At 38.5% G+C, this 13098-nt stretch carries 13 protein-coding genes; 7 read left to right on the forward strand and 6 right to left on the reverse strand.

All coding sequences use genetic code 11. The features are described from left to right. Window positions 1-303: 303 nt before the first annotated feature. Window positions 304-723, forward strand: coding sequence for a hypothetical protein (locus tag NSMS1_RS24435; RefSeq protein WP_224087283.1), 420 nt, complete (start codon window positions 304-306; stop codon window positions 721-723). 200 nt (window positions 724-923) lie between these two features. Here the strand turns inward: NSMS1_RS24435 and NSMS1_RS24440 are convergent, their stop codons facing one another. Then, complete coding sequence (locus tag NSMS1_RS24440; protein WP_317986533.1) at window positions 924-1307, reverse strand: hypothetical protein; 384 nt, start codon at window positions 1305-1307, stop codon at window positions 924-926. A 128-nt stretch (window positions 1308-1435) separates the two neighbouring features. Here NSMS1_RS24440 and NSMS1_RS24445 point away from each other — a divergent pair, with 128 nt between their 5' ends. Both NSMS1_RS24445 and NSMS1_RS24450 read left to right on the forward strand, forming a co-directional pair. Continuing rightward, window positions 1436-1624, forward strand: coding sequence for a hypothetical protein (locus NSMS1_RS24445; RefSeq protein ID WP_224087284.1), 189 nt, complete (start codon window positions 1436-1438; stop codon window positions 1622-1624). A gap of 76 nt (window positions 1625-1700) precedes the next feature. Continuing rightward, window positions 1701-1994, forward strand: coding sequence for a hypothetical protein (locus NSMS1_RS24450; protein ID WP_224087285.1), 294 nt, complete (start codon window positions 1701-1703; stop codon window positions 1992-1994). Between the two features lie 70 nt (window positions 1995-2064). On the opposite strand, the gene NSMS1_RS24455 is transcribed toward NSMS1_RS24450, so the two are convergent. The 3 genes from NSMS1_RS24455 to NSMS1_RS24465 form a co-directional block, all read right to left on the reverse strand. Then, window positions 2065-2676 carry a SprT-like domain-containing protein gene (locus tag NSMS1_RS24455; protein WP_224087286.1) on the reverse strand — a complete coding sequence of 204 codons (612 nt, stop codon included), beginning with the start codon at window positions 2674-2676 and terminating at the stop codon, window positions 2065-2067. Between the two features lie 389 nt (window positions 2677-3065). Continuing rightward, window positions 3066-3569, reverse strand: coding sequence for a helix-turn-helix domain-containing protein (locus NSMS1_RS24460; RefSeq protein ID WP_224087287.1), 504 nt, complete (start codon window positions 3567-3569; stop codon window positions 3066-3068). A gap of 120 nt (window positions 3570-3689) precedes the next feature. After that, window positions 3690-4940: a tyrosine-type recombinase/integrase gene (locus tag NSMS1_RS24465; RefSeq protein ID WP_224087288.1), complete on the reverse strand. Its 1251-nt coding sequence runs from the start codon at window positions 4938-4940 to the stop codon at window positions 3690-3692. 1295 nt (window positions 4941-6235) lie between these two features. Between NSMS1_RS24465 and NSMS1_RS24470 the strand changes: the two genes are divergently transcribed. Continuing rightward, the gene (locus NSMS1_RS24470; RefSeq protein ID WP_224087289.1) at window positions 6236-7021 is read left to right on the forward strand and encodes an RNA polymerase sigma factor SigF; all 786 of its coding nucleotides are present in this window, start codon (window positions 6236-6238) and stop codon (window positions 7019-7021) included. A 147-nt stretch (window positions 7022-7168) separates the two neighbouring features. Here NSMS1_RS24470 and bchD read toward each other — a convergent pair whose 3' ends face one another. Then, window positions 7169-9205: a magnesium chelatase ATPase subunit D gene (bchD, locus tag NSMS1_RS24475; RefSeq protein WP_224087290.1), complete on the reverse strand. Its 2037-nt coding sequence runs from the start codon at window positions 9203-9205 to the stop codon at window positions 7169-7171. A gap of 199 nt (window positions 9206-9404) precedes the next feature. Here bchD and NSMS1_RS24480 point away from each other — a divergent pair, with 199 nt between their 5' ends. From NSMS1_RS24480 to rnc, 3 genes are all read left to right on the forward strand, one after another. Then, window positions 9405-9992 carry a Uma2 family endonuclease gene (locus NSMS1_RS24480; RefSeq protein WP_224087291.1) on the forward strand — a complete coding sequence of 196 codons (588 nt, stop codon included), beginning with the start codon at window positions 9405-9407 and terminating at the stop codon, window positions 9990-9992. Window positions 9993-10456: 464 nt separating this feature from the next. Then, window positions 10457-10693: an HNH endonuclease gene (locus NSMS1_RS24485; RefSeq protein WP_224087292.1), complete on the forward strand. Its 237-nt coding sequence runs from the start codon at window positions 10457-10459 to the stop codon at window positions 10691-10693. An 84-nt stretch (window positions 10694-10777) separates the two neighbouring features. Further along, window positions 10778-11464: a ribonuclease III gene (gene rnc, locus NSMS1_RS24490; RefSeq protein ID WP_224087293.1), complete on the forward strand. Its 687-nt coding sequence runs from the start codon at window positions 10778-10780 to the stop codon at window positions 11462-11464. Between the two features lie 68 nt (window positions 11465-11532). On the opposite strand, the gene NSMS1_RS24495 is transcribed toward rnc, so the two are convergent. Then, window positions 11533-12720, reverse strand: a complete 1188-nt coding sequence (locus tag NSMS1_RS24495; RefSeq protein ID WP_224087294.1) for a sensor histidine kinase — start codon at window positions 12718-12720, stop codon at window positions 11533-11535. Window positions 12721-13098 lie beyond the last annotated feature (378 nt).

A 13098-nucleotide genomic window follows, 5' to 3' on the forward strand; every position in this document is an offset into this window, starting at 1 on the left:
AAATGTACTATATTACTCATCTAGTAATTTTCTATTTTACCACCTCACTGAATCACTTACACCCGCTTAAGCTATACGTTCCTATCCTTTAGTGTTGTCTGAAATTCTTGAAGAAGTTTTTCAAGTAATTACTTCAAGTAATTTAGACCATAGTAGGAGACATAAAAAGACGCTCCCACTAAAGTTAGTACATAAATACTAAAACATATTCTGTATAACCACCCTGGACGTTACGTAATCAAGCCTTGATTCTGTTACGTTATCAAGTTATGATAGTGGAACGTACATTACATAACTGAATAGATGCCTAAATACCTAGTGGAACTGAGAGACGCTAACGGTGAGATGCAGTTAGTCCAGCTAGAACAGTCCAGCCTAGAAGATGCCTATAACAGTGCGGTAGAAGCTAACCCAGACTGTGAAGTGGTAAAGGTTAAGCATACACACGGTGGAAAGCGTAGCGGTGCTGGTAGAGTAAGTAAATGGGGTGATGGAGTTAAAACACAGGTTTATCGTTTACCTCCCTCCCTCGGTGAGAAAGTTGAGGATATCGTCACTGAATTAGAGATGGTTAACCACATCCTTGATAGCTGGCAATCAAAAGTTGATGAGTCAAAATCAAAGTCAGCTAACGGTCAACCGAGTGAGAGATATAAGTATGTAGCTCAACTGGTGACTGACTTGAGGGAAGCTATGAAGGTGACTGGTGAAAACTTACGGTGAATATATCTCTGTATCTTAGTGCTGTGTAAAATTCTTGAAGAAGTTCTTGAAGAAATTCAGAGCATAGTGAGAGAGGCACATATTAAGGTTTCTGTGTGTTGTGTAATTTTATCCAATAACTTATCCAATAACTTTTAACCATACAAAAAAAGAGGGGATAATAACCCCTCCTAACATTTCACAGATAATTCAACAATTAATTACATCGTTCCCAGTAGCTCTATAACCTCTACTAAATGATTCCTGACTTTATAGAGATTAAGTAATCTCTCCTGTTGATATCTGTCAGGGTATGTTAAATTCTTCCCTTCAAAAGTCACTCTAATTAAAGCTGACTGCTCAGGTGTTAACTCTCCCATCTCATCTAAAATCACTCCTATCTGTTCAAACTGAGAGAGAGTAGGACGTTTTAAACCTCTGTTATCTTCTAACTGCTTAACCGCTAACGCTGGGAATGCCATTAATGTTGTGATATAGCTCGTCTTCTGGCTACCTGTACCAGTCGGTTTTAAACCATACCTCAGTAACACCTGTCTCAACTCAGGAATTGTTAACAGTTCTAGTTCTTGTCTGCTAAACACCATAAAATAGGAATCGCCTCTATAAAAGTGGTATCGGTGGGTAACAACTTTTCCAGGGTTTACTACCCACTGATTAAAAACTCTATTCTAATGGTTTCGTTAGATTCAAGCCTTATTTACACTTCTCAACAATGCCTAACCCAAAAGGGAACCCTCAAAACTTTGAACCAGCACAGCCAAAGGGTGAAGAACCGTTAACCCAGCAAATAAGCTTTAGGTGTACCGAGTCAATGAAGGAAGCTGTTAAATCACAAGATGACCCTCCTGAATTTTGTAGGAGGGCAATACAGAAAGCTTTAGATGAAACTAATCAGCAATAATTAGGCATAAATAATAAACATGAGGGAGTGATGGTATTCCCTCTTTTTTGATTTACATTACAGAGGATTAGAATTAATGAATGATTTTATTCAATCGGCAAGTAATCAAATTTTTTCTGTGATGGATGAAAATATCGAGCAGTGTGTTGAAAAAATAAACAATTGGGGTGAAGGATATAGTATAAAACAAGATGATGAGGGATATTACTTTTGGACTTATGGTTGCATAACCTCTTTCGATGAAGATACTCAAGAAATTTATGAAACTCCAGAAGCTTGCATTACTGGATTATGTATATGGTTAGCAAACAAATTAAAAGAAGTCGATACATTTGTTCTAGCAGCGATTGAGAGAAACAAGAAGAATTAATTTAGTGAAAACAGCAAAATGTAACGCTTGAAAGAGGGATTTAATTTATTCCCTCTTTTGTTTGTGCTTATCAATTAAATGGTTCCCGTCTCTCCATTTTCTTATCACAATCACCACATTTAACATTTGTCGAGTATTTACCCTCTACACCTTGACGACACTCAGGACAAATAAATTTAAACTTCTTACCATTTTTACTTAACGGATTATCTAATTGTGCTGCAACATTTCTAGGTTTTAATAACCTTAAATCATCACCTTTATCAATCAGTTCTTTTGCTACTTGCATAAATAAACCATCGTGGTTAATTGATTGCTCATTAGAGTATCCAGATTCAATAATTAACCCTAAATTCTGCATTTTATCAACAAATTCTTTGTCATGATAATTTTTAGTTTTCTTTTTAAGACCATGTTGGTGTTGCCATAAATGAGCCATTTGATGAACAAGCACAGCTAACCAGTATATTGAATCTTCATTCAATAAATTTTCATCAACTAATATCTCATGATAACTTTGCTTCTTGGAATCATCCCATTTATCATGCAAAAACATACCTTCAGTTCTCAGTTTATAACTGAAGCCTAAATATATTTTGTTTTCTAATTGGTGGTCGAAAAGATAACGATTGAAGTGGTCATAAATATTCCTTAAATAAATCGCTTGTTCTATACCTTGCATACAGTCATACCTTGTGTGGACATTCCAGCCACATTGTAATGTACATTACAAAAACTGTAGGCTATTATGTAATGTACATTCCAAAAATTAATACCTTGTTCCGGGGAGCCTGTTTGTTGGCTCCTTCTTTGTTTGTGCTGATGCTCTCGCTGTTATCGCTGACTGCTGTAGTGCTTGTCATGAACTCACATAGAGAAATTACAAACCCTATAGGGTTTATGCAATAGAGCAATATAGCTGAACAGTGGTTATTTTTCACCGGAAGGGGTAAACCGTTCGGCTGTTTTTTCTAAAGAAATTCTGGTTATAAACGCCTGTTACTTTCAACCTCCAAAATGTGACCTATAGTTCTATAGCTGAAATTACTTGGAGTATTTACTTGAAGTAATTTAGTACATAGTGAAAGAGGCAAGCATAAACGCCCCATGCACATCTTGACAGTACCCTCTGATATCCTCCCATGTGTGATTTTTGCAATACTCCTCCAGTGCGTTAGCTGTTTTATTCTCATACTCATCCTCAGTTTTCACCTGTTGGAATACCCTATCTAATCTCCTCTCTAAAGCTTCCTCAGCACAGGCACAGACTAGAGCTAAAGCCTTATCATTACCCTTTCTAGCTTGATAACCCCAGAATAGACTAGCTAGATTAGGGGGAATAGCAATCACTCGACTACTTCCCCGTTTACCCTTCCCATTGCTTTCAACCTCTAAAATGTGACCCGTATAACCCTGATTCTTGCGTAGTTCATCAATAAATCTTGTGGTTGAATATTTATGGATTCCAAGTATTTCAGCTACTTGTGATTGACTGAGAAAGTATTTACCGTTGTTTTCAAACCCGTCAATCTCGATACCTGCGATTTTAATTACTGCGCGTTTAGCTTTGTTCATCTCTACCTAAAATTACTTGAAGAACTTCTTGAAGAAATTAACTTGGTAATTAATATCAGCAAAAAAAATACCTCCTAATAATTAAACTAGGAGGTTTATAAATTATTGATTTGTTATTAGTTAGATATCTTTTAATGTTGAATCTCTATCCTTGTCTAAATAATGCTCAATAATTACGTCAACACTATTTCCACAACTATCAGCTAATAACGCTAAGTCAGCACCATTGTTAGCTTGAATACTGATAAATGTATGTCGTGTTGAATAGGGTTTTAAGTATTGTAGTTTGCCCTCTTCTGCTAGTTCCATCACTACACCGTTGTAAGTGTATGGTCTGCCATTCACGACAACAGTGTTGTATTGCCATGCTCTTTGGATATAAGTTCTTCTAAGTCTCTTCCCGTCCGGCGTTGTAAACACTAATTCATCATTGCTTTTACCCTCCCCATACAACCGTTTTAATAAATTAATTAATCGTGTCATTCCCTGCATTTTAAACAGTCTATCAACATCGGTTTTAGTTCCTTTGGTGATGTTTGTTTGGGAGTCGTAGGATTCTTTAAAAATTATCCATCCTTTATCTAACTTTATACGTCCCCATGTGAGTGCTAACGCTTCCCCGTGTCGGCATCCTGTAAGGAATAAAAACTCGATTAAATCAGAAATTTGATTGACACTAGGCTTAGGATGGCTTCTGAAACTATCAATAATTAAGTCTCTCTCTTCGACTGTATAAGCTTTGTAGTCCTCAACTTCCGATAATTGCTTACTCTTCTTGGGAATAGAGTAATGAGATTTAACTTCATAAAAATAATCGGTTATACCGTTTTTTTGACAAAGTTGAGATAACAGACAAAGCAGAATTTTAACCACCTCCTTACCTTTAGTTCTGTTCACCATATCTTCTATTAAACTATTGGCTGTTTCTTCTGTTAACTCCTTATCCAAATAAGAGGAGAGAACGTGTTTATAGCTTATGCAATACTTTTTTAAATAGGTTGTTTCAGCTATTTGCTTAGTTCTGTATTTCCACTGGCTGAAATCATCCCACAACTCGCCCAACTTAGGTAAAGGTTTTGCTGTAGGTAGTTGAATCACTGAAGTCATAGCCTTGACCTCTAGGTACTTGACTAGGGTAGGGTCAAATAATCCGTCTGGGTGGTCAATGTCAGCTTGTATCCGTCTAGCTATACCATCAGCCCATTGTCTATTTTCTGTGGTATCGCTTCTACCCAGTCCTTTGTAGGCTTGTTTTTTCTGGTAGAACTTCTGACTGATTCGAGATGAGAACTGTAACCGTAAACTCCCTTTGTCGGTTCCTACTCTTACATCGGCTGCTATTGGGATGTTCTTTGCTTGCTTTAAGTACATATGTATTATCTAGTAAAATTCTAGTAATTGACCACAAAAAAAAGAGGTTTATCCCCTCTCAGTAAAGTATATGGCTTATTGAGTCAATTTTGGTATAACTTCAATAGAAGTTGAACGCAATCTTTTAAGAAAAGAATTGCGACGCTTTGTCGAGTTTGCTGATTTAGCTGATAACGCAGGCGAAGCGAGAATTAAGTTGCTTGACTTACAAAAGCGATACGGATTACTGGATGTTTAGTTATCAATTGATAATTGACAATTGATAATTGACAATTGTTTCATTCAAGTTTTAAGGAGAAAAAATCAAAAAATAAATCCTTGTCTCCAATCCTCTCACTTCCAGGGAGAGGAAAAAAGTCAATTGTTAATTGTCCATTGTCCATTGTTGAAGAGTATATAGGACTCAGGTTTGACTTCTGTTGGCGCTGCTTTCTTGCTGTCTCTTTCTTTCATAACTATATAGTAACGCTCCGCAAACGCCAAACCTCAACCAAGGGCATTTCTCTCCATATTCGCTAGTCCTTTTCCCTTCCTGCGCAAGTAAGTTCAGTAATCAAACTGGATTTCTAGATAGCATACCTAATTTAAAAGCGGGAATGACGGCAAACTTCAGTAATTTCACTCTAACTAAAAATATGGAGAACTTGTATTCTTATTGTTGTTCTGATATAAGTATTAGTTAAAATAAAATTACAAAATTAGAAAAAATAAATAAATATTAAATTATATGATGGTAAAGAAAACTAAAATATTGCCATTTATGTAGATAAAATAGACCGCTTATAAACACAGACAAGTATTAAAAACTAGTTAGATAAATTAATCACTAATTCATAAAATAAATTTCCTATTTTATTGATATAGCATAAATCCCTGCCCATATATGGACAGGGATTTTATTTTGTATGCAAATTTATCAACAATCTCTTATGGACAGATTAATTTATTAAGAATATTTAAGTTTAATTAGCGACACAAACGATATTAAAAATATTATTCTCTATTCTCCCTTTCCTTCCTCCTGTAAGCAGTTAAGGATTATATAACTATTTATTGCCAAGCATAGGCATTATATAGAAAATATTTTCCGTTGTATAAATAAAAATACTGAGAACAGAGACAACTCAAAAATCATGCGTACAAACACTGAACATTAGAGTTAGTCCACTAATAAATTCAGTGAAACAACGATGGTTTATTCAGCCCCAACTAACGAAAATAATTACAGCTTTAAAGAAAATATTACGCAACTCCAATTTGATAAGAAAAGGAGTTACAACAAAGGAATTTTTTATATGGCAGCAATTGAGTCCTCTATGCAAACTGATGGTATGGAGTTATTGCGCTTATACCACCAAAATCCTTCTATTAAACTTCGTAATAAACTGGTTCAATTACACACTGGTTTAGTCAGAAAGATGGCTCATAAATTTAGCCATCAATGTAATGAACCTTATGAAGATTTGGAACAAATTGGTTATTTTGGTTTAATTAGAGCGATAGAACGCTTTGACCCCAGTCAAGGTTATGCTTTTAGTTCTTTTGCTGTACCATATATTCGTGGTGAAATGCTGCATTTTCTCCGCGATCGCAGTAGTTTATTAAAAATTCCTCGCCGTTGGCAAGAACTATATAATGAAGGGCAGAAAGTCCGTAAAGAATTAGCAATATCTTTAGGTCGTCCCCCCAAAGATTCAGAAATTGCCAAGCATCTCAAGGTATCTGTACAAGAATGGCAAGAAACCAAATTAGCCGCCCAGAACCGGATGCCTTTAAGTTTGGATGCTACCGCAGTACACTATGTTGATTGTCAAATTACTTTAGGCGAAGCGCTTCCTTGTCCCCGGACAATTGCCCAACAACAACAAGAAGAAGAACGGCAACAACTCCAAGGGGCAATTAGCCTGTTAGAAGACAAGCCTCGCCAAGCAGTAGAAATGGTATTTTTGAAAGAACTGTCTCGCAAAGATGCTGCCAAAAATATTGGCACTAGCCCCATGACAGTAACCCGCTACTTGCAAAAAGGTATTCAAGATTTAATTTGTTATTTACAACCCCAAGCAATGCCAACAGGTTCATAGTCAATAGTCAAAAGTCCATAGTCCACAGTTTATTTACTAATGACCCCTCCGGGGTTCGCCAGTCGCTCATGGGGGAAACCCCCTTCGCGTAGCGTCTCGTAGAGAAGACCGCGCTGGCTCACTATTGACCATTGACTAATGACTAATCTAACGAGATTTTAAATCAGCGATCGCCCCTTTAGTCATGGCAGCAATGGCTTTATCGGTGGCTTTTGGCAGATGATAATATTTACCTCCTGATGTTTTTGCTAATTCCTTAGCAAAGCCAGTGGAGACAAATTTACTTTCAGTATCTATAACGAGTAACTGCATCCCCAAAGCGCGAATCCTGGCGGCGATATCTAATAGTTCCGCTTTGATGTCTGGTTTCTCTCCTGGTTCTTGGGGTTCACCCAAGGAACGCGACAAGGGAATATTTCCCCGTCCGTCGGTGATAGCGACAATCACAACTTGCCCAATATCTCCACCCATCTGGGCATTCACACCGACACGGACAGCTTGGGTTAAACCATGCGCTAGGGGTGAACCACCGCCACAGGGTAATCTTTCTAAGCGGTTTCGTGCTAAAGCGATAGAACGGGTGGGTGGTAATAAGACCTCTGCTTGTTCTCCCCGGAAGGGAATTAAAGCTACTTGGTCACGGTTTTGGTAGGCTTCGGTGAGTAGCTGCATGACTGCGCCTTTGGCTGACTGCATCCGGTTTAAAGCCATTGAACCAGATGCGTCTACTACAAACACTACTAACGCCCCGGCTTTGCGGACTAAGCGTTTTGAGCGAATATCACTCTGTTCAACAATTACCTTTCTATCTGGCTGTCTTTCTCGCCGTGCTTTTTGATAAGGTGCAGCCGATCGCAGGGTGGCATCTACGGCAATCCGCCGGACTTTACCCTTGGGTAACATGGGTTTAATATAGCGTCCCCTGTCATCGGAAAAGATGATGCTGCGACTACCAGATTTACCTTGACGCTGTGCCATTTGCGCGAAATACAGCACACTGTTATCTAAAATTACACCCTCTGGGTCGAAGATAAATTCTTCGGGTATGCTGGGGGGTTCTTGCTGTTCTTGTTCTTCCGGCTTGTCGTCTTGTTCTTCTTCCTGTTCTTCTTCTTGTTGTTCTTCTGACTCGTCCTGGCTTTGTGGTGGTGGCGGCGGTGGTGGGGGTGGTTGGTCTGGTGGCGGTGTCTGGATGACTGTTGCCCGTGGTACAATTACTAACTCTACAGCCCGACGCAAATCATCAGCATTGACAGTGGTGCGTCCATCTAAAGCCGCAGCCGCTTTGGCAACTCGTACAGCAAATAATTCGGCGCGATGTCCTTGTACAACGCCGCGAATGGCTTCATCTACTAAGTAAGCAATTTGTTCTTGGGTGATGGTAACTTCTTTCAACCATTCCCGCGCCAGGATGATTTGAGTTTTGAGCGAGTCTAAATCTTCGTTGTATTGTTGGAGGAAATCTTGGGGAGATTGGGAATAGGCGATCGCTTGCTCTACTGCTGCTACTCTTTGATCTAATCCGAGAACACCATCAGCAGAGAGGGCGATCGCAATTCTATCTAATAAATGCTCTCTTAAGGCTCCTTCTTCTGGGTTGTAAGTAGCGATAAACAGGGATTTACACGGATGCTGGAAGCTGATTCCCTCCCGTTCGATTTGGTTGCGTCCTTCGGAAAGTACGGTTAATAGTTGATTGGATATTTGGTCATCTAATAAATTTAGTTCATCTACGTACAGTACACCCCGGTTAGCTGTGGCGAGTAACCCTGGTTGAAATACTGTATCTCCTTGTTTGACTGATTGTTCCACATCCACGGAACCAAGGAGTCGGTCTTCTGTCACCCCCAGAGGAATTTGGACGAAGGGTGCGGGGATAATCTCCGTGGGGACATCCTGAATATTTTTATCAGCATTCTCCGCTATTAAGTAATCATCCCATTCTTCTGGGCGGCTGGGATCGCAGTTACTTAATGAGCCTTTAACAACTTCAATGGGTGGGAGTAAGGCGTGGATAGCACGCGCCATGACAGATTTTGCCGTACCGCGACGACCTGCGATCGCTACTCCACCCAAACCAGGATCGACGGCTGCTAATAGCAGGGCGAGTTTGATGGCTTCTTGACCGACTACGGCTGTCAAGGGAAAAGCAGTTATTGTGGGATTTAAAGTAGGCGCAGGCATGGTTTGCAGATGATGATGAGCAAAAGTATAGTCTTGTCAAGACTTTATAACTAGGAATTTTGACTCAGCAGTCAGCAGTCAACTGTCAACCGTCAACACTTTCAAGCTAGTCTCGGCTTTTAGCATATCAATTTCTGGCACATTTACAATAAGGGTTATAGGATATTAGGGCTTTATGCTGTCTTAGAGGTAGGATTTTATGAGTATTGCTCAAGCTAAACGCTTCACACTAGGCGAGTACCACAAACTAGCGGAATTAGGCTTTTTTCATGAGGACGACCATATTGAATTAATTAACGGGGAAATCATTCAAATGGTAGCTAAGGGTACAGCGCATGAAACTTGCTTACGCAACTTACTGAGAGAACTACCCAAGTTAGTTGGTGATAGGGCTACTTTACAGTGTCAAGCGCCAATTACTTTACCGCCTAACAGCCAACCAGAACCAGATTTTGCTATTGTCAAAAACAGAGATGACAACTATCTATCTGCTCATCCTAGCCCTAGTGATATGTTGCTGGTAATAGAAGTTGCAGATTCTTCTTTAAGTTATGACCAAGACATTAAAATACCTCTGTATGCCAAAGCTGGTATTGCAGATTATTGGATATTCAATTTATTTGATAATTACTTAGAATCTTACAGTGAGCCTTATCAAGATAATCAAGGAAAATATGGTTATCTCAACAAGCGGATTGTGTTAGCTACGATGGCGATCGCTTTACCCTGTTTCCCTGATTTGTCCCTTGATTTAAGTAGAGTATTCCCAGCAAAGCTAAACATGTAAGCTTTTTGGGCTATAGCCGAGCTTCCGTAAAAAAATTTACAAACGTTATATTGACATTAACTTAATTACTATGTAAGTCTAGATATAGACAGTAAAATAACACCATCTTAAAACATAAATTTTGGATGTTGTCTCAGCAGCAGAGTTCCTTGTTTCTTACCAAGCTTTGTTTCCTTCCATCGGCTGAAAATTTAGCCAAAGCCAAGTTAATTACTTAACTTGACATTTAACGGAAAGATACGATGATTGGTTGGATAAATGTTCAGAGGTAGGAATGAAGCAAAACTGGGTGGGAAGCCAGGAGTTCTACGGTTGAGACATCAGCTAAATCAATGGTTGAATAGCAAACTCAATTATAGAGAAAGATTTAGTTTTAATCTCTTCTCTAAATAAAATTTGTTATGGCATAGATGCGTGATATTCCAATGCTGTTACAAGCAACAGTAATAAGGAAAATCAACTCAATGAATCCTAAACAGAAGCGCAATAAAAAGCAGCGTCTTATTGATTTATTCGGCTCTCAATGTTGGTGGTGTTCTAAGAGCTTACCGCAAAAAGATTTAACAATTGATCACCTTTTGCCTAAAAGTCGTGGTGGAACTAACTCTTGTGAAAATTTACGGCTTTCTTGTTTTCCGTGTAATAATCATCGCGGTAACAGCCTCTACCCACCTAACTACAAAAGTCTGAACTATTTCTAGATAGCATTCAGTTTTTTAATCTCCTACATCATAGGGTAGGTATCTTGCTTGCCCTTGATTATTCATTAATTTCTAATAGATAAAATGCACGAAATTCTCAAATTCAATAATGAAAAACTTCTCCGCCAAGCACTCACACACCGTTCTTATGTAAATGAACACCCAGGCGAAGATGTACAAGATAATGAACGCCTAGAATTTCTCGGTGATGCCATATTAAATTTTTTAAGTGGTCAATATCTCTATGATAAGCATCAGGATAAAGGAGAGGATGAATTAACCCGTCGCCGTTCTGCATTAGTAGATGAAAAACAATTAGCTAAATTTGCTATTGAAGTAGGGTTAGATTTTCGGATGCGTTTAGGACAAGGCGCAATTCGAGATGGTGGTTTTCAAAATCCTAATTTACTTAGTAGTACCTTTGAAGCAGTTGTTGGCGCTTATTACTTAGATAATAATTCTAATATTGAAGTGGTTCGTGCTATAGTCAAACCTCTTTTTGATTCTGTACCCGAACAAGTTGTTGTTGGTCGTTCTAATGTAGATTCAAAAAATCGCTTTCAAGAGTGGGTACAAAGTACAGGTATTACAAATCCTCCTAAATATGATACAAAACAAATAGGCGGCCCCTCTCATGCACCAGAGTTTGTTGCTAAAGTTTTGGTGGAAGGGAAAGAATATGGTGAAGGTAAAGGACGCAATAAAAAAGAAGCAGAAAAAGCTGCGGCTGAAGATGCACTCATGAAATTGAAAAAGAAAGGACTGTTATAAAATCAACCTCTTTTATTAAAAAACCTCCGTGCAACTCCGCGCTGAACTCAGCGTTCCTCTGCGTTTAATTAAACCTCTACTGTCAGAGGAAAAGTCACTGTAAAAGTAGAACCCACACCTTCTTGGGAAACTAGGCTAATTTCCCCTTGCAATAATTTCACTAGGCGGACAACTATTGCTAACCCTAAACCAGTGCTATCAGGTGCGTAAGGACGAGATTGAGAAGTAACACGAAAATAAGGTTCAAATATCTTGGTTTGATCTTTTTCGGCAATACCAATTCCTGTATCTGAAACTGCGATCGCCCATTTTTCACTATCCACTACTTCACACACTATACTAATAGTGCCTGTCTCTGTGTAGCGAATCGCATTACTCACAAGATTTGTAACGATTTGTTGTAGTTGAAACCCATCTGTGGTTACTTCATTAGGCGCACGTTGCCAATCGACTAAGATTGATAAGTTTTTTTCAGATGCTAGAGGTTCCAACATTTCACAGACATTATGGATTAATTCTCTAGTATTAGTTGGTGCTACTTGCAACTGAATTTTTCCAGCTTCATAGCGCGACAGTTCTAATACATTATTAATTAAGCGTAATAAATGTCTGCCGTTACGTAATACACGTTCAATATGTTCTATATTAACTGGGTTATCTTTTGGAATTGTTCGTCTTTGTTGTCTCAGAAATAAATCTGAGTAACCAATAATTGCTGTTAAAGGGTGTTTAAGCTCATGCGCTAGTTGTGACAATTTATCTTCATTCGTACTGACTAAGCGTGTTAGTTCGTCATTATGTAGCCGTAAAGAAGCCTGGAGGTGTTCTAATTCGCGCAAGCGTTCCCCTACATAACTATGAAAACATCTGGCGATCGCTTCATCAATCACCGCGTCAATTAAACGCATATAACGAACAATCTCGGCGGGGGTTGCTTGTAACAAGTCAGTTTCCACAGCATCAAATATCACTTTTCTTAACAGGCGATACTCACGGGCAATCTCGGACGGATCAAAGCCTTGTTCAGCGCGTAGTAACCCATGTTTCCAACTGGCGGTGACAATGGATTTAATATCACTCTCCTGAGATTGAGACAACACTGTCACCATTGCCTGAAACACATCAGGTATATGATTCTTAATCGCTGTGTAGGATAAGTCATCAGCACTCTCAATCTGCCTGTCTTCACGAACTGCGGCAACCCATTTGGTGATGATAGTGTTACTATTGTCAGCCAGAACTTGACTAAATTCCATTCTCTTAAATTCAGCTACGCGATAGAGGAATTAATTCTATATGGAATTAGTTTAACTAGCGTAGTGGACATTATCATCATTGATGAGAAAATTCACCTACCAGATGATATAAATTTTGCATATAACAGTGAAAATGCTGATTAGCTCTTTAGTTGGATTGATTATTTTGAGTTTCTAAAAATAAGATTAAGTATGTTACGTCACTTAGATAGTTGTGATTATGGTTAAGCGCACTTAAGTACAATACTTACCATAACATTTATTTATAGTAGATTAGGGAAATATGAGTTAATCTAATGTAATTATATAAACAACATTTATCAATCGGAGATTGTTTTTCTGGCTTGAAGATGTTAAATTCTTTAGTACTATTATCTT

This window comes from Nostoc sp. MS1 (genome assembly GCF_019976755.1).
Classification (GTDB): Bacteria; Cyanobacteriota; Cyanobacteriia; order Cyanobacteriales; family Nostocaceae; genus Trichormus.

Excerpts from the sequence above, each read along its gene's own strand:
- NSMS1_RS24435 (WP_224087283.1), top strand. The coding sequence starts at position 304 with ATGCCTAAATACCTAGTGGAACTGAGAGACGCTAACGGTGAGATGCAG.
- NSMS1_RS24440 (WP_317986533.1), bottom strand. The coding sequence starts at position 1,307 with ATGGTGTTTAGCAGACAAGAACTAGAACTGTTAACAATTCCTGAGTTG.
- NSMS1_RS24445 (WP_224087284.1), top strand. The coding sequence starts at position 1,436 with ATGCCTAACCCAAAAGGGAACCCTCAAAACTTTGAACCAGCACAGCCA.
- NSMS1_RS24450 (WP_224087285.1), top strand. The coding sequence starts at position 1,701 with ATGAATGATTTTATTCAATCGGCAAGTAATCAAATTTTTTCTGTGATG.
- NSMS1_RS24455 (WP_224087286.1), bottom strand. The coding sequence starts at position 2,676 with ATGCAAGGTATAGAACAAGCGATTTATTTAAGGAATATTTATGACCAC.
- NSMS1_RS24460 (WP_224087287.1), bottom strand. The coding sequence starts at position 3,569 with ATGAACAAAGCTAAACGCGCAGTAATTAAAATCGCAGGTATCGAGATT.
- NSMS1_RS24465 (WP_224087288.1), bottom strand. The coding sequence starts at position 4,940 with ATGTACTTAAAGCAAGCAAAGAACATCCCAATAGCAGCCGATGTAAGA.
- NSMS1_RS24470 (WP_224087289.1), top strand. The coding sequence starts at position 6,236 with ATGGCAGCAATTGAGTCCTCTATGCAAACTGATGGTATGGAGTTATTG.
- bchD (WP_224087290.1), bottom strand. The coding sequence starts at position 9,205 with ATGCCTGCGCCTACTTTAAATCCCACAATAACTGCTTTTCCCTTGACA.
- NSMS1_RS24480 (WP_224087291.1), top strand. The coding sequence starts at position 9,405 with ATGAGTATTGCTCAAGCTAAACGCTTCACACTAGGCGAGTACCACAAA.
- NSMS1_RS24485 (WP_224087292.1), top strand. The coding sequence starts at position 10,457 with ATGAATCCTAAACAGAAGCGCAATAAAAAGCAGCGTCTTATTGATTTA.
- rnc (WP_224087293.1), top strand. The coding sequence starts at position 10,778 with ATGCACGAAATTCTCAAATTCAATAATGAAAAACTTCTCCGCCAAGCA.
- NSMS1_RS24495 (WP_224087294.1), bottom strand. The coding sequence starts at position 12,720 with ATGGAATTTAGTCAAGTTCTGGCTGACAATAGTAACACTATCATCACC.